Below are 14,965 nucleotides of genomic sequence, written 5' to 3'. Positions count from 1 at the left end.
ACCGGCACGGTGGGCGCCCTCGTCGCGTCCCCCCGCTCGTCGGGCGGGCGTTGACCGGGGCGGTGCGCCGCACGCAGAATCGCCGCACCCCTTCCGGTCGGCGAAAGGCAGCCCCCGTGCGCTACCGCCACCTCACCACCCTCACCCTCGCGCTGGGCGTCGTGCTCCTGGTCGACGTGCTGCGCGTCTTCCTGCCGGCCGTCATCACCATCTTCGGGCAGGCCGCCTCGACCCCGGCCGAGCTGCTGGGGGCGTTCGCGCTCGGTTGGTTCGTGCTCGCCCTGGCCGCGCCCGCGCTGGTCCGCCGGGTCGGCGCCCGCCCGGTCACGCTCGCCGCCGCCGTGCTGCTGGTCGCCGCCCGGCTCGCCGTCGTCGGCCAGCCGGGCGGGCGGCCCCAGCTCTGGATCGCCGCGGCCGGGCTGCTCGCCGGGCTGGTCTGGCTCGCCGGTGTCGCCGCCGCCACCGACCGGCCGGTGCCCGGCCTGGCGTCCGGGCTGGCGCTCGGCGCGGTCCTGCACACCGCGCTGGACACGTACCACCCGCCGTTGCTCGGGAGCCGGGCGTCGTGGCTCGCCGCCGGCCTGGTCGGCGCGCTCTTCCTGGCGGGGCAGGCGCGGCCGGCGCCGCCGGCCGGACCGGGCGGCGTGCGGAGCTGGCTGCTGGCCGGCCCGGCGCTGCTGCTCGCCGGCATGGTGGCGCTCTCCCCGGCGGTCGCCCGCACGGCGACGTCCTACCAGTTCGGCCTGCTGCGGTCGCACCCCGGCGACGACGTGGGGGTCGCCACGGTGCCGCTCTTCGGTCCCGCCCCGGTCGCCGTGGCCGTCGGCGGCTTCCTGCTCGCCGCGCTGGCGTCACCGCGCCGCGGGGCGTGGCGGTGGCTCGCCCCGGCGGCCCTGGTGGCCGGGGCCGTCCTCTTCGCCCTCGAACGCGGGGAGCTGCTGCTGCCGGCCGTCCTGCTCACCGCGGTGGGGCTCGGCGGCTGCCTGGCGTCGGCCGGCGCCGCCGACGGACGCGATACGTCGGGCGTCCGGCCCGCCGCCGACCCGGCCGGAGCGGTCGACGGCGACGCCGGATCCGGCGGGACGGCCGACGACGACGCCACCGATCCGGTCCGGGAGGCCGGGCGGCGGGCGTACGCGGTGGTCGCCGGGATGCTCGTCTTCGCCGTCGCGGCGGTGCTCTACTACGCCGCGTACGACCTGGGCCACCCCAACGCCGGGGTGCCCGTGGCCGTGGCCGTGCTCGTCGCCGCGACCGCGCTGGCCGCCCGGCCCGGGTCGGGGCCGGTGGCGCGGTCGCTGCCGCCGGTGCTCACCGCCGCCTCCGCCGCCGTGCTGACCCTGCTCGCCGCGATCGTCAGCGACGAGCTGCTGACCGCCACCAACCGCGACGGGCCGCCTGACACGGTGCGGGTGGCGGCGTACAACGTCCGGATGGGATTCGGGATGGACGGCCGCTTCGATCCGGACGCGCTGGCGCGGGCGGTCGCCGGGGCCGACGTCGTGGCGCTCGGCGAGGTGGACCGGGGTTGGCTGCTCAACGGCGGTCACGACACGCTCGACCTGCTGGCGGAGCGGCTGGACATGCCCTACGTCTTCGCGCCCGCCGCCGACGCGCTCTGGGGCGACGCCGTGCTGAGCCGCTGGCCCCTGGACGAGGCCCGGACCCGGCGGCTGCCGGCGGTCGGCGCGCCCACCGGCGCGCAGGCCCTCGGGGTCACGGTCGACTTCAGCACGGGTGTCCGCCTCGCGGTGGTCGCCACCCACCTGCAACCGCCGCCCGGCGAGGAACCCGTGGTCCAGGCCCGCGCGGTCGCCGGGTTCGCCCTCCGGTACGCGGCCGGTCGCCCGCTGGTGGTCGCCGGCGACCTGAACACCGAGCCGGACGACCCGGCGTTCGCCGAGTTCACCCGCGCCGGGCTGGTCGACGCGCTGGCCCCGGCCCGCCCGCTGCCGACCAGCCCGGCGGACGACCCGCGCCAGCAGATCGACCACGTGTTCGTCTCGCCCGGCCTGGCCGCCCGGGACGCGGCGGCGCCGCGCGGCACGGCCAGCGACCACCTCCCGGTCGCGGTGACCCTGACCCTGCCGTCGACCTGACCGTCGGGCCCTCCCGCGACCGACGGGAGCGGCGCGAGCCGCCCCGCCGCCCGGGCGGAAGCCGCGGGTCAGAGGCGGTCGGCGGCGAGCATGCGGTCCCCGGCGAAGGCGAGCAGCCAGCCGCCGCCCTTCGGGGTGGTGAAGTCGTCGGTCCGCCCGGTCAGCCGCTCCAGGGCGCCCGGGATCACCTTGCCCTGGCTGCACACCCCCACCTGCCCGCCCGAGGTCGCCAGTGCGCTCAGGCGGGCGGCGGCGGCCAGCGCGCACTCGTCGGGCTGCTGACCCGGCCTCGGCTCGTCCAGGTCGCCGTCGACCTCGATCGGCAGGTCGAGCAGCGCCGCCGCCGGGTCGAGGGTCTGCACGCACCGGCGGGCAGAGGCCGACAGCAGCCGTGCCGGGCGGACCAGCGCGACCAGCGGGGCCAGCGCGTGGGCCTGCGCCCAGCCCCGGGCGTCGAGCGGCCGGCCGGTGTCCGGGCCGGACCAGGTGGCCCGCTTGCCGGCGTGCGCGTGCCGGACCAGCGCGATCGTCCCGGTGACCGCAGGCAGGGCGGCGAACGCGGCCAGCACCTCGGCGTCGTGTGGGTAGCTGACCAACCGGATGGCCTCGTCCACGCCGAGCCAGCGCACCTCGTCGACCTCCGTGTCCGGCTGGAAGCCGCCGTCGGCCACCGCCCGCATCGACCAGTAGTCGACCACCTTCGGCCGGCCCTCGCTGCGGTAGCGCACGGTGGGCAGCCGCACCTGCGGCACCGCCCGGACGTCGGACTCCTCGGCCACCTCGCGTACGGCGGCGAGCAGGGGGTGCTCGCCCGGCTCCAGCTTGCCCTTCGGCAGCGACCAGTCGCCGTAGCGGGGCCGGTGCACCAGGCAGACCAGCATCCCGGCCCGCCGCGCGCCCGGCGCGGCCTGGTCGGGCTCGTCGGCGGGGCGCCACACGACGCCGCCCGCCGCGCGGATCGATGGCGCCCCGTCGGGGACGTCGGCCGCCCAGGTCCGACCCGGGCCGGCCGCGTCCCGCTCATCCAGCATCTCGTCAGCCTATGCGCGTGCCGGTCAGCTCGCGGTGCCACCGACCCGACGCAGCAGCAGTTCCTGCAGGTGGACCAGCGGCTCCTCCGCCGTGCCGGTACGCCGGCTCCAGGTGCCGTCGGCCGCCAACTCGAACGCCTCCACGTCCGGGCCCATCGCCGCGGCCATGACGTGGTCCAGCTCGGCCCGGGCGACCGGATCGCTCACCCGCACCAGCGCCTCGACGCGGCGGTCCAGGTTGCGGTGCATCAGGTCGGCCGAGCCCATCCAGAACTCGGCGTCGCCGTTGTTGCCGAACCGGAAGATCCGGGAGTGCTCCAGGAACCGGCCCAGGATGGAGCGGACCCGGATGTTCTCCGACAGGCCCGGCACCCCCGGCCGCAGTGTGCACATGCCCCGGATCAGCAGGTCGACGTGCACACCGGCCCGGGAGGCCCGGTAGAGGGCGTCGGTGATCTCCTCGTCGACCAGCGAGTTCACCTTGATCTGCACGAGCCCCGGCATGCCGAGCCGCACGTGCGCGATCTCCCGCTCGATCCGCTCGATCAGCCCGCTGCGGATGCCCTGCGGCGCCACCAGCAGCCGCCGGTACGCCGTCTGCCGGCTGTAGCCGGTGAGCACGTTGAACAGGTCGGTCAGGTCGGCGCCGATCTCCGGGTCGGCGGTGAGCATGCCGAAGTCCTCGTAGAGCCGGGCGGTCTTCGGGTGGTAGTTGCCGGTGCCGATGTGGCAGTAGCGGCGGATCTGGTTGCCCTCCTGGCGTACGACCAGGGCGGTCTTGCAGTGCGTCTTCAGGCCCACGAGGCCGTAGACGACGTGGCAGCCTGCCCGCTCCAGGGTGCGCGCCCAACCGATGTTGGCCACCTCGTCGAAGCGCGCCTTCAGCTCGACCAGCACCACCACCTGCTTGCCGGCGGCCGCCGCGTCGACCAGCGCGTCGACGATCGGCGAGTCGCCGCTGGTGCGGTAGAGGGTCTGCTTGATGGCCAGCACGTCGGGGTCGGCGGCGGCCTGCTCGATGAAGCGCTGCACGCTGGTGGCGAACGAGTGGTACGGGTGGTGCACCAGGATGGCGCCGTCGCGCAGGGTGGCGAAGACGCTGCGGGGCACCTCGCCCTCGGTGAGCCGGGGGTGGGTGGCCGGCACGAACGGCGGGTCCTTCAGGTCGGGCCGGTCCGCCTCGTTGTAGAGCTGCCAGAGCGCCGACAGGTCCAGCAGGCCGGGCACCCGCAGCACCTCCTGGTCGTGCATGTCCAGCTCGCGCACGAGCAGCTCCAGCATGTGGTCGGAGATCGAGGCGTCCACCTCCAGCCGGACGGGCGGGCCGAACCGGCGCCGGGCCAGCTCCCGTTCCAGGGCCTGGAGCAGGTCCTCGTCGCGGTCCTCGTCGACCTCCACCTCGGCGTTGCGGGTGACCCGGAACAGGTGGCACTCCACCACCTGCATGCCGGAGAAGAGCTGCCCCAGGTGCACCGAGATCAGGTCCTCCACCGGCAGCATCCGCACGCCCGGCTGGTCCCGGTGCACGCGGACGAAGCGGGGCACGTTGTTCGGCACCTTCACCCGGGCGAAGAGCTCGGAGCCGCCGTCCGGGTCGCGGACCGCCACGGCCAGGTTGAGCGACCGCCCCGAGATGTACGGGAAGGGGTGCGCCGGGTCGACCGCCAGCGGGGTCAGCACCGGGAAGATCTGCTCCCGGAAGTACGCGCGCAGCCGCTCCCGCTCCGGGCCGTCCAGGTCCGCCCAGCGCAGGATCCGGATGTCCTCGGCGGCCAGCTTCGGCAGCACGTCGTCGGTGAAGCAGGCCGACTGCCGGGCGACCAGCGCGGCGGCCTTCTCGGCGACCAGCTCCAGCTGGGTGCGCAGCGGCATCCGGTCGCCGCCGCGCACCGGCAGGCCGGCCTGGAGCCGCCGCTTCAACCCGGCCACCCGCACCATGTAGAACTCGTCGAGGTTGCTGGCGAAGATGGCGAGGAACTTGGCCCGTTCCAGCAGCGGCGTGCGCGGGTCCTCGGCCAGCGCCAGCACCCGGGCGTTGAAGTCGAGCCAGGAGAGCTCCCGGTTGAGGAAGCGGTCCTCGGGCAGCGGCGCCGCGGTGGGCGGCTCGTCGTCGGGCCCGGACGCCGACGGCACCGCGGTGGGCGGCTCGTCGTCGGGCCCGGACGCCGACGGCGCGGCGGGGGACGGCCCGGTGACCGGGTCGAGCACCTCCTCGAGGCCGGCGGAGGCGGCCGCCGCGTCGGGGCCGTCGTCGTCCGTCCGGGCGTTCTCGGCCGGACCCTCCGGTCGGAAGCGGCCGTCGGCGCCCCGGGGACGGGTGCCGTTGCGGGGCGCGGTGGGATCGGCGACGCGGGGCGGTCGGTTGGCGGGCTCGCGAGGGGTGCTCACCCGCTCATAATCACCCGATCCGGGTTAACGCAAAATGAACTTCGACCAGTCGTTCAGGCCATCGTCGGCAACGTCACCCGGACGACCTCGCCGGCCGCGTCGGTGTCGACGCGCACCCGCTGGCCGAGGCGGAGCAGCCGCAGGCCGGAGGCGTCGAACGCCCGGGCCGGGAAGGCCAGCTCGGTGCCGTCGTCGAGGAGCAGCATCCCGCTGCGGGTCGCCGCGTCGTAGGTGGCCACCGTCCCCTGCATGCCCCGCACGCTACACCGCCCGCGCCCCCGCAAGAGCGCGCACACCGCCGCCACAACCGCGGCCCGCCGGCCATGTCCGCGGCGGACCGGCCACGCCTGCGGCGGGCGGGCCGCGTGGCGGGCGGGCCACGCCCACGGCGGACCAGCCGCGCGTCAGGCGGGGCAGCCGGCGGCGGCGAGCGCCGCGGTGTGCGGCCCCAGCCCGAGCCGGGCCGCCGCGGCCAGGTCGTCGGCGGTGTCCACGTCGCGGCGCAGGCTCGGCCACTCCCCGGCCAGGGCGAGCGCACCGCTCGCGGCGTGCGCGGCGGCCGAGCCGACCCCGAACCGGGGATCCAGGGCCACGCCCGGCGGCGCGGCCAGCAGCACGGTGCCGTCGCCGGGCGCGTCCGCGACATACCGGCGTACGCCCGGAGGGTCGGCCTGGGCCGCCCGCAGCGCCGCCGCCAGCTCGGCCGGGCGCAGCGCGGGCAGGTCGGCGGTGAGCCCGGCCACCCAGCCGCCGCCGGCGGCCGACGCGCCGTGCCGGAAGGCGGCGTTCAGCCCGGCGTCCGGGGCGTCCGGCAGGGCCGTCGCGCCCGCCCGCCGGGCCGTCGCCGCCACCCGAGGGTCGTCGGTGACCACCAGCACCCGGGTCACCGCCGGGCAGGCCCGCACCGCGGCGACCGTGTCGGCCGCCAGGGCCAGCGCCAGCTCCTCGTGCGGTACGGCCAGCAGGGCGCCCCGCAACCGGCTCTTCGCGGCGGCGAGAGGCTTCACCGGCACCACGACGGTCCACCCCGACTCACTCACACCCGCCATCCTGCCAGCGCACGGCGGTACCCTCTCTGGCCGGACCCTGGTCGAGCAGGCATGATTTCCGCTGCGGGCGTCACCGGGTGCGGATCCGGTGCGGGCGGGGCGGCACGAGGAGGCGCAGTGACACGGCGGAGGCTGGGATTCTGGCAATGGTTCGCCGTGGTGCTGGTCAAGCCGGTGATGCTCGTCTGGACCCGACGCACCTGGCGGGGCATGGAGCACCTCCGCCGCGACGGCGGCGTGATCATCGTGCCGAACCACATCTCGCACGCCGACCCGCTGGTCGCGGCGCACTTCGTCTACGACTCGGGCCGCTGGCCGCAGTTCCTGGGCAAGGCGAGCGTGTTCCGGGTTCCGCTGGTCGGCTGGATCCTGCACCGATGCCGCCAGATCCCCGTCGAGCGGGGCACCGTCGACGCGGTGCGGTCGCTCGACGCCCTGGTCGCCGCGCTGGCCGAGGGCGGCGCGGTGGTGATCTACCCGGAGGGCACCATCACCCGCGAGCCGGAGCTGTGGCCGATGAAGGGCAAGACCGGCGCGGCCCGGCTCGCGCTCGCCACCGGCGCGCCGGTGGTCCCGGTCGCCATGTGGGGGCCGGAGCGGATCTTCGACCCGCGTCGGTCCCGGCTGAACCCGCGCCCCCGGATCCCGGTGACCGTGGTGGCCGGTCCGCCGGTCGACCTCAGCCGGTGGGCCGGGGCCACCCCGACCAAGGCCGTCCTCGAGGAGATGACCGACACCATCATGCTGCGGCTGCGTGACCTGCTCGCCGAGATCCGGGGCGGCACCGCGCCGCCCCTGTGGGAACGACCGGCCCGCCCGGCAGACCGGCGCCGGCCGGAGGCGGCGGCGTGAGCGGGCACGTCGCGGTGCTGGGGGCCGGCTCGTGGGGGACGGCGTTCGCCAAGATCCTCGCCGACGCCGGCCGGGACGTCACCATCTGGGCGCGCCGGCAGCCGGTCGCCGACACGATCCGTGCCGAGCGGCGCAACCCGGAGTACCTGCCGGACGTGCTGCTCCCGTCCCGGGTCACGGCGACCGGGGACGCCGCCGAGGCGATCACCGGGGCCGAGCTGGTGGTGCTGGCCGTGCCGTCGCAGACGCTGCGCGGCAACCTGGCCGAGTGGACCGGGCACCTGCACCCGGACGCCACCCTCGTCTCCCTGATGAAGGGGATCGAGCTCGGCACCACCAAGCGGATGAGCGAGGTGATCGTGGAGACCGCCGGGGTGGCGGCGGACCGGGTGGTGGTGGTCTCCGGCCCCAACCTGGCCCCCGAGATCGCCGCCGAGCAGCCGGCCGCCACGGTGGTCGCCTGCACCGACTCCGCCCGGGCCACGCTGGTGCAGCGTTCGATCACCACGCCCTACTTCCGGCCGTACACGAACGACGACGTGATCGGCTGCGAGCTGGGCGGCGCGGTGAAGAACGTGATCGCCCTGGCGTACGGCATCGCCGTCGCGATGGGCTTCGGTGACAACACCCGCGCCATGCTGGTCACCCGGGGGCTGGCCGAGACCGCCCGCCTGGGGGTGGCCCTCGGCGCGGATCCGCTCACCTTCGCCGGCCTGGCCGGGATGGGGGATCTGGTCGCCTCCTGCTCCTCGCCGATGGCCCGCAACCGCACCTTCGGCGAGCACCTGGGGCGGGGCGCGACCCTGGAGGAGGCCCGCGTCGCCACCCGACAGACCGCCGAGGGGGTCAAGAGCGCGCTCGCCATCCGCGACCTGGCCCGGGCGCACGCGGTGGAGATGCCGATCACCGAGCAGGTCGAGCTGGTCTGCCACGAGGGCGTCGACCCGCGGCTCGCCGTCGACGCCCTGATGAGCCGGACGACGAAGCCGGAGTGAGTGACATGACCGAGCCCCACGCGTACCAGGCAGACGGCGCCGCCGCCGGCCGACGGGAGGGGCCCGCCGACGGCACCCGCTGCGTCCGCGCCGGGCTGCCCGAGCCGGCCCCCGGCCAGCCGTTCCTGCCCGGGCCGGTCTTCGCCGCGCCGTACCACCTCGACCCGTGGGCGGGACCGGCGGCGGCGCCGGACGGCTACGGCCGGCCGGACAACCCCACCCGGCGGCTGCTGGAGGCGGCGATCGGGGAGCTGGAGGGGGGCGACTGCCGGGTCTTCGCCAGCGGGCAGGCCGCGATCACCGGGCTGCTGCTGACGGTGCTGCGGCCGGGGGACACCGTGGTGCTCCCGTCGGACGGCTACTTCTCCGTCCGGGCGTTCGCCACCGACACCCTGGAGGGCATCGGGGTCCGGGTGCTCTTCGCCCCCACCGCCGGCCCCTATCCGGCCTTCGACGGCGTACGCCTGGTGCTGCTGGAGACCCCGGCCAACCCGGGCCTGGACGTCGCCGACGTGCCCGCGCTGGCCGCCCGCGCGCACGCCGCCGGTGCCCTGGTCGCGGTGGACAACACCACGGCCACGCCGCTCGGGCAGCGCCCGCTGGACCTCGGGGCCGACCTCGCGGTGGCCTCCGGCACGAAGGCGCTGACCGGGCACTCCGACCTGCTGCTCGGCTACGTCGCCACCCGCTCGGCCGAGCTGCTGGCGGCGGTGACCGGCTGGCGGAACGTCACCGGGGCGGTGCCCGGCGCCTTCGACGCCTGGCTCGCGCACCGGTCGCTGGCCACCCTGGACCTGCGGCTGGCCCGGCAGACCGCGAACGCCGAGGCGCTGGCCGGGCTGCTCGCCGGGCGCGCCGACGTGACCGGGCTGCGCTGGCCGGGGCTGCCCGGCGACCCGGCCCACCCGGTGGCGTCGGTCCAGATGCGACGGATGCCGGGGGTGCTCTCCTTCGATCTCGGCGACGCCGAGCGGGTGGCGCGGTTCCTCGACGCGGCCCGGCTCGTGGGCGCGGCCACCTCCTTCGGCGGCCTGCACACCACCGCCGACCGGCGGGCCCAGTGGGGCGACGACACCCCGCCCGGCTTCGTCCGGCTCTCCTGCGGGGTGGAGGACGCCGTCGACCTGGTCGCCGACGTGGCCGCCGCGCTCGACGCCAGCCGCTGAACACGCCGGCCGCCCGATCGCGGGCCGGCTGCCCGATCGCGGGCCGGCTGCCCGATCGCGGGCCGGCTGCCCGATCGCGGGCCGGCCGCCGAACACGACGGCCGGTGACCGCTCGACGGCCGGTGGGCACGACGGCCGGTGGGGCACGCCGGCCGGTGGCCGCTGGGCTATGGTGTCCGTGGTCCGGAGCCGGGCCGTCCGTGGCCCCCGCCGGGCCCCGACCCGAGGAGGTGAGTCCGATCCACCCGACAGGCAGGACCGACGCTCCCCTCCGACGGCACGCCGGCTGATTCCCGGCGGCCCGGGAGCGTCGACGAGCGTTCCCGGAGGTTCACCGTGACTGTTACCTTCCATCCCGACCGACCCGCCCTCGTGCACCGGCTGCGCGCCGCCGGCTGTGTCTACGCCGAGGACGAGGCGGACCTGCTGATCGCCGCCGCCGACTCGCCGCAGGCGCTGGCCGACCTGGCCGCCCGCCGGATCGCCGGGCTGCCGCTGGAGCACCTGCTCGGCTGGGCCGAGTTCTGCGGCGAGCGGATCGCCGTCGAACCCGGCGTGTTCGTGCCCCGCGCCCGTACGGCCCTGCTGGTCGACGCCGCCGCCGCGGTGACCGGTCCGGCGGCGGCCGTGGTGGACCTCTGCTGCGGTTCCGGCGCGACCACCGTGGCACTGGCCCGCCGGCTCGCCCCGCGCTGGCTGGCCGCCGCCGACGTCGACCCCGCCGCCGTGGCCTGCGCCCGGCGTAACCTGGCCCCGCTGGGCGTACCGGTCTTCCACGGCGACCTGTACGCGCCGTTGCCGGCGCGCTGGCGGGGGAGGCTGGACCTGGTGGTGGCCAACGCGCCGTACGTGCCGACGGCGGCGGTGGCGCTGATGCCGCCGGAGGCCCGGTTGCACGAGGCGCCGGTGGCCCTCGACGGCGGGCCGGACGGGCTGGCGGTGCTGCGCCGGGTCGCCGCGGGCGCGGCGCGCTGGCTGGCCCCGAGCGGGCACCTGGTGGTGGAGACGAGCGAGGCGCAGACGGACGCGCTCTGCGCCGCCCTGGCCGCCGCCGGCCTGCGCCCCACGGTGACCCGCGACGACGACCGGGACGCCACCGCCGTCACCGCCCGCCGCCCCGCCTGAGCCCCCGCTCCCGCGTCGCCGGTCGGGCTCCCGCGTCGTGACCCGCGCGTCGACGGCCCCACCGGCTCCCATCGGCGGGACCGTCGACGGCGCGGGGGCGCCGGCGTCGCGTGCGGGCAGCGGCGCGCCGGCGCCGTGGGTGGGTCAGCGGCGGGGCGGTGCCCCGGCGAAGGCGGCCCAGGCGGCGGGCGGGAAGAGCAGCGCCGGGCCGGACGGGTCCTTCGAGTCGCGGACGGCGACCGTTCCCGGGAGCACCGCCATCTCCACGCACGCCCCCTCGTCGCCGCTGTGGCTGCTCTTGCGCCACCGGGCCACGGCGAGCGTCGCGCTGGTCGTCGGTGTCATGTCCTACCGTCCCTTCAGGAGTTGGAGGAGCTGGTCGCGGCTGGCCGCCGGGCTGAGCGCGACGGTCCGCAGGTGCTCCATGATCTTGGTGCAGGTTCGCAGGTCACCCGGTCGGTCCAGGACCATCTGCCCGGCCACGGTCTCCACCGAGGCGATGATCGGGTCCTCCGGGTCGGCGAACTCCAGGATGTGCAGCGAGCCCCGGGTGCCCCGGTGGTAGCCGGCGGCGAGGGGGATCACCTGCACCGTGATGTTCGGCAGCTCGCCCATCTTCAACAGGTGGTGCAGCTGACTCTCCATCACCGGGCGGCCGCCGACCGGGCGCAGCAGCGCGCCCTCGTCGATGATGGCGTCCAGGATCGGCGGGTTGTCGGCGGTGAGCCGCTGCTGCCGGTCGAGCCGGACCTGGACCCGCTGCTCCACCTCGTCGTCGCCGAGGGTGTGCGGGCCGCCGCGCATGACGCCCCGGATGTAGTCGGCGGTCTGCAGCAGCCCCGGCACCACCGACGGCTCGAAGTTGGCGATCCCGGTCGCCTCGGCCTCGAGCGCGATGAAGTCGATGGTGCGCCGGTCCAGCAGGTACGAGTACGACACCCACCAGCCGGGCTTGCGCGCGTCCTTGGCGAGCTGGACGGCCGCCGCCACCTCGTCCGCGCCGACCCCGTAGAGGGTGAGCAGGGCGCGCACGGTGGCCGGGCTGACCAGCGTCTGGGCGTTCTCGTAGCGGGACAGGGTGCTGCGGGTGCTGCTGATCTCGTCCGCCGCCGCCTCCAGGGTGAGGCCGGCGGCTTCCCGGTGCGTGCGCAGCGCGATGCCCAGGCGTCGGGCGCGGGCGGTCTTGGGAGCCATGCATCGATCGTCCCACATCTTGCCGGGAAGGTGTAGATGAGAGAACGTCGATGAGAGTTGCATTCACGGCTGTAGACATGTCAATCTGTCGTCGCGTCCTCACCGCCGGTTGTCGTGGCGACGGTGGTGGTGAGCGACCGGAGGGGATGGGGCGCGCGGCGATCGGGTTTCTCCCCCGTACCCGATCGCCGCGTGCCACGCCCGTGGCCCGCCAGCCGGAAGGGATTCGACGTGCGTACTGGTCAGCAGATCCGCGCCGACCGCGCCGGCGGCCTCCGGTGACGCGGTTCCTCGTGGTGCTCACCGACGTCCGCCCCGTCGACGGCGCCGGACGCGACGAGCGGACCTGCCCCGAGCGGCGCCGTCAGGTGGTCGGTGCGACCAGCCGGGAGGCGGCCGACCGGATCGCCGGCGCGTTCATGGCGCTGGGCATGGTGCGGGCCGGCCGGCAGCGGGTCAAGGTGATCGCCATCGGCCGGCGACACGCGCGCGGCTGACCCGCCGCCGCAGGCGACACCGCGTCCGGCACGCCGGGCAGGGCGAAGCGCCTCCTCGACCGCGCCGCCGTTCACGGCACGCATGATCGAGCAGGGAGACGCTGCGAGGTCGGCGCCGTGCGCGCCGGCGAGTCGGTGCGACCGGGGAGAGCGGCCCCGCCGGACACAGCCCGTCCGGCAGGAGGCCCGGCCCGGCGGAGAGGCGCGGCCCGGCGCCCCGCCGGGCCGTCTCCGGCGTCACAGCATCCGGCGCCGCTTCAGGTACGCCACCAGGTCGTCGTAGACGCCCCCCTCGTTGGCGAACATCGCCACGTTGCGGGCGGTGGCCATCCACGGCTTCGTCGAGGGCCGGACCTCCTTCGCCGCCCGCTCCAGGTCCCGCTGCTCGATCATGCGCACCTCGCCGGTGCGTACGGAGTCGGCCATCGCGTACTCGGCGGCGGTCTCGCAGAGGTGGGCCAGGTCGGCGCCGGAGTAGTCCTCGGTGGCGGCTACGATCTTCCGCAGGTCGATCCCGGCGATCGGGCGTTCCCGGAGGTGGTACTCCAGGATGGACCGGCGCGCCTCCGCGTCCGGCGGCAGCACCAGCACCACCCGGTCGAGCCGTCCCGGGCGGCGCAGCGCGGGGTCGACGTCCCAGGGGGTGTTGGTGGCGGCCAGCACGAAGACGCCCTCGTTGCTGCCCTCCATCCCGTCCAACTCGGCCAGCAGTTGGTTGCCCAGTGTGCGCATCGAGCTGGAGCCGACCTGCGAGCGCTTGTGCCCGAGCGCGTCGACCTCGTCGAGGAAGAGCACGCAGGGCGCGTTGCGGCGGGCCGCCTGGAACAGCTCGTGCAGGTTGCGCTCCGAGTTGCCCATCCACATGTCCAGCACGTCCACGATGGACAGCGAGATGAACTTGGCGCCCATCTCCCCGGCGACGGCCCGGGCGAGGAACGTCTTGCCGCAGCCGGGCGGGCCGTAGAGCATGAGGCCGCCACGCAGGCTCTTGCCGTACATCTTGCGTAGCTGGGGGTTGCGCAGCGGGCCGAGGAAGGCCAGCTCCAGCCGCTCCTTGACCGCCGACATGCCGCCCACGTCGGCCAGCCGGATGCCGGAGGTCTCCACGTCGAACACCCGGTCCTCGTCGCCGGTCACCGGCTCCGGCTCGTCGCCGGCGCGGGCGAAGCGCGGCGGCACGACGTCCGCCAGCTCCTGCTCGTAGGCCGCGAGGGGATCCTGGTCGGCGGTCGCGGCGGGGCCGTCGGGCCCGGCCGGCGCCCGGCGCTGCGCCGGCGGCTGCGGGCCCGCCGGGGCGGGCGCCGGCGGCGGTACGGAGCCACCCAGCGCCCGCTGCATCAGGGCCTGCGCCTGGGTGTTGCCCGGATCCCGGGCGAGCGCCTGCCCGACCTGCGCGATCGCCTCCCCGGCCCGGCCGGCGTCCAGCAGCAGCGAGGCGAGGTGGAGTCGCAGCGGCAGGTCGTCGGGGCGGGCGTCCAGGGCCGCCGTCAGCGATTCGATGAGGGGATCAGCGCTCATAGGACGAGCAGCGTAGTGGGCGCCCGGCGCCGTCATCGCCCCGGATCTCGGTGGCGGCGGACGCGGGCGGCCCTCAGTGCGTCGTCCCGTCGCCCAGCTCCTCGACGAGCTTGCGGTAGACGTCGAAGGCCGGCTTGCGGGTGTAGTCGTCGGTGAGGAGCCCGAACCGGTGGAACAGGCTGGCCCGCGTGCTGTCGGCGTCGCGGAGCGCGAAGTGCGAGTATCCGTCGACCAGCAGCTCCGGGGCCACCGCCGCCAGGGTGCGGAGCACGATGTCGACCACCTCCGCCTGGCGGGCCGCCGGACGGTCCGGCCCGGTGGGCCAGCCGTGTTCGGTGATGCGCAGCGGCACCCCACCCAGCCCCGCCGGCGTGAGTGCCTCGACGCGGTGCCGGCGCAGCAGCCACTCGACGGCGCCGGCGAGGTCGGCCACGGCGACCGGGTGGAAGACGTCGGGGAAGAAGTCCAGACCCACGTAGTCGAGGTCGGCGACGAAGTCCGGGCCGCCCCGGCGGGTCAGGTCCGCGATGAACGAGGCGGCCGGGCCGAACAACGGGGTGGTGTTGAAGCCGACCCGGAGGTGCCGGTGACCGAGCCGGCGCGCGTGTTCCCTGGCGGCCGACACCCCGGCCACCACGGCGTCGGCGACGTTCGGGTAGTAGCCGTCCAGCACCGGGTTGCCGGGCACGTTCGGCTCCTCCGTGATCTGGAGCCGGTCGGTGACGGCACCGTACTGGTCGATCACCTCCCGGACGAAGTCGCAGTACCCGGCGACGTCGCCGGAATCCGACCGGTACTGCGCCACGAGTTCGAGGCGGCGGCCGTCCCCGGCGTACCGGGCCGCGTCGGGTGGCGTCGCGGTCGGGTGCGGTCCGCCACGCGGGGTCTGGTCGTGGAAGGTGAGGTAGGCGCGGACCAGGAAGGGCCGACCCGGCCGGCCCTGGAGGTCCGCCAGCGCCGTGGCGATCTGCTGCGGATCGTCGGGCCGGCCGGCGGCGATCCCGCCGGCGTCGTCGCCGGTCACGCTGCCGGGGTAGATACCGAAGAGCAT

14 protein-coding genes are annotated in these 14,965 nt (G+C 76.0%); 6 read left to right on the top strand and 8 right to left on the bottom strand.

What is annotated here, in order from left to right; translation table 11 throughout:
* The first annotated feature begins 116 nt into the window (after positions 1-116).
* Complete coding sequence (locus ACSNOB_RS04490) at positions 117-2,099, top strand: endonuclease/exonuclease/phosphatase family protein (protein ID WP_436685290.1); 1,983 nt, start codon at positions 117-119, stop codon at positions 2,097-2,099.
* A gap of 68 nt (positions 2,100-2,167) precedes the next feature.
* On the opposite strand, the gene ACSNOB_RS04485 is transcribed toward ACSNOB_RS04490, so the two are convergent.
* The 4 genes from ACSNOB_RS04485 to cofC form a co-directional block, all read right to left on the bottom strand.
* Positions 2,168-3,130: an NUDIX hydrolase gene (locus ACSNOB_RS04485; RefSeq protein WP_436685289.1), complete on the bottom strand. Its 963-nt coding sequence runs from the start codon at positions 3,128-3,130 to the stop codon at positions 2,168-2,170.
* Between the two features lie 24 nt (positions 3,131-3,154).
* Positions 3,155-5,518, bottom strand: a complete 2,364-nt coding sequence (locus tag ACSNOB_RS04480; protein WP_436685288.1) for an RNA degradosome polyphosphate kinase — start codon at positions 5,516-5,518, stop codon at positions 3,155-3,157.
* A gap of 53 nt (positions 5,519-5,571) precedes the next feature.
* Positions 5,572-5,769: a cold-shock protein gene (locus tag ACSNOB_RS04475; protein ID WP_393105074.1), complete on the bottom strand. Its 198-nt coding sequence runs from the start codon at positions 5,767-5,769 to the stop codon at positions 5,572-5,574.
* A 153-nt stretch (positions 5,770-5,922) separates the two neighbouring features.
* Positions 5,923-6,558, bottom strand: a complete 636-nt coding sequence (cofC, locus tag ACSNOB_RS04470) for a 2-phospho-L-lactate guanylyltransferase (protein ID WP_436685287.1) — start codon at positions 6,556-6,558, stop codon at positions 5,923-5,925.
* A gap of 126 nt (positions 6,559-6,684) precedes the next feature.
* Between cofC and ACSNOB_RS04465 the strand changes: the two genes are divergently transcribed.
* From ACSNOB_RS04465 to ACSNOB_RS04450, 4 genes are all read left to right on the top strand, one after another.
* Entirely contained in the window at positions 6,685-7,419 is a 735-nt protein-coding gene (locus ACSNOB_RS04465; protein ID WP_436685286.1) for a lysophospholipid acyltransferase family protein, read from the top strand.
* Positions 7,416-8,414 carry an NAD(P)H-dependent glycerol-3-phosphate dehydrogenase gene (locus tag ACSNOB_RS04460; RefSeq protein WP_393105068.1) on the top strand — a complete coding sequence of 333 codons (999 nt, stop codon included), beginning with the start codon at positions 7,416-7,418 and terminating at the stop codon, positions 8,412-8,414. The genes ACSNOB_RS04465 and ACSNOB_RS04460 overlap by 4 nt, the downstream gene beginning before the upstream one ends.
* Positions 8,415-8,419: 5 nt before the next feature.
* Positions 8,420-9,580, top strand: a complete 1,161-nt coding sequence (locus tag ACSNOB_RS04455; protein WP_436685285.1) for a cystathionine gamma-lyase — start codon at positions 8,420-8,422, stop codon at positions 9,578-9,580.
* A 336-nt stretch (positions 9,581-9,916) separates the two neighbouring features.
* On the top strand, positions 9,917-10,705 hold the full coding sequence (locus ACSNOB_RS04450; protein WP_436685284.1) for a putative protein N(5)-glutamine methyltransferase: 789 nt from the start codon (positions 9,917-9,919) through the stop codon (positions 10,703-10,705).
* A 144-nt stretch (positions 10,706-10,849) separates the two neighbouring features.
* Here ACSNOB_RS04450 and ACSNOB_RS04445 read toward each other — a convergent pair whose 3' ends face one another.
* Both ACSNOB_RS04445 and ACSNOB_RS04440 read right to left on the bottom strand, forming a co-directional pair.
* Positions 10,850-11,050, bottom strand: a complete 201-nt coding sequence (locus tag ACSNOB_RS04445; protein WP_436685283.1) for a DUF397 domain-containing protein — start codon at positions 11,048-11,050, stop codon at positions 10,850-10,852.
* A gap of 3 nt (positions 11,051-11,053) precedes the next feature.
* Positions 11,054-11,899, bottom strand: coding sequence for a helix-turn-helix domain-containing protein (locus ACSNOB_RS04440; RefSeq protein WP_393105060.1), 846 nt, complete (start codon positions 11,897-11,899; stop codon positions 11,054-11,056).
* A gap of 278 nt (positions 11,900-12,177) precedes the next feature.
* Between ACSNOB_RS04440 and ACSNOB_RS04435 the strand changes: the two genes are divergently transcribed.
* The gene (locus ACSNOB_RS04435; RefSeq protein ID WP_350704800.1) at positions 12,178-12,396 is read left to right on the top strand and encodes a hypothetical protein; all 219 of its coding nucleotides are present in this window, start codon (positions 12,178-12,180) and stop codon (positions 12,394-12,396) included.
* A gap of 237 nt (positions 12,397-12,633) precedes the next feature.
* Here ACSNOB_RS04435 and ACSNOB_RS04430 read toward each other — a convergent pair whose 3' ends face one another.
* Together ACSNOB_RS04430 and ACSNOB_RS04425 are read right to left on the bottom strand one after the other, a co-directional pair.
* Complete coding sequence (locus tag ACSNOB_RS04430; RefSeq protein WP_436685282.1) at positions 12,634-13,914, bottom strand: ATP-binding protein; 1,281 nt, start codon at positions 13,912-13,914, stop codon at positions 12,634-12,636.
* 73 nt (positions 13,915-13,987) lie between these two features.
* A complete protein-coding gene (locus ACSNOB_RS04425) occupies positions 13,988-14,965 on the bottom strand; it encodes a hypothetical protein (protein WP_436685281.1) in 978 nt (325 codons plus the stop codon).

Origin of the sequence: Micromonospora sp. URMC 106 (assembly GCF_051386395.1) — a bacterium.
GTDB lineage: Bacteria > Actinomycetota > Actinomycetes > Mycobacteriales > Micromonosporaceae > Micromonospora.
This window is presented reverse-complemented; position numbering and strand designations above follow the sequence as displayed.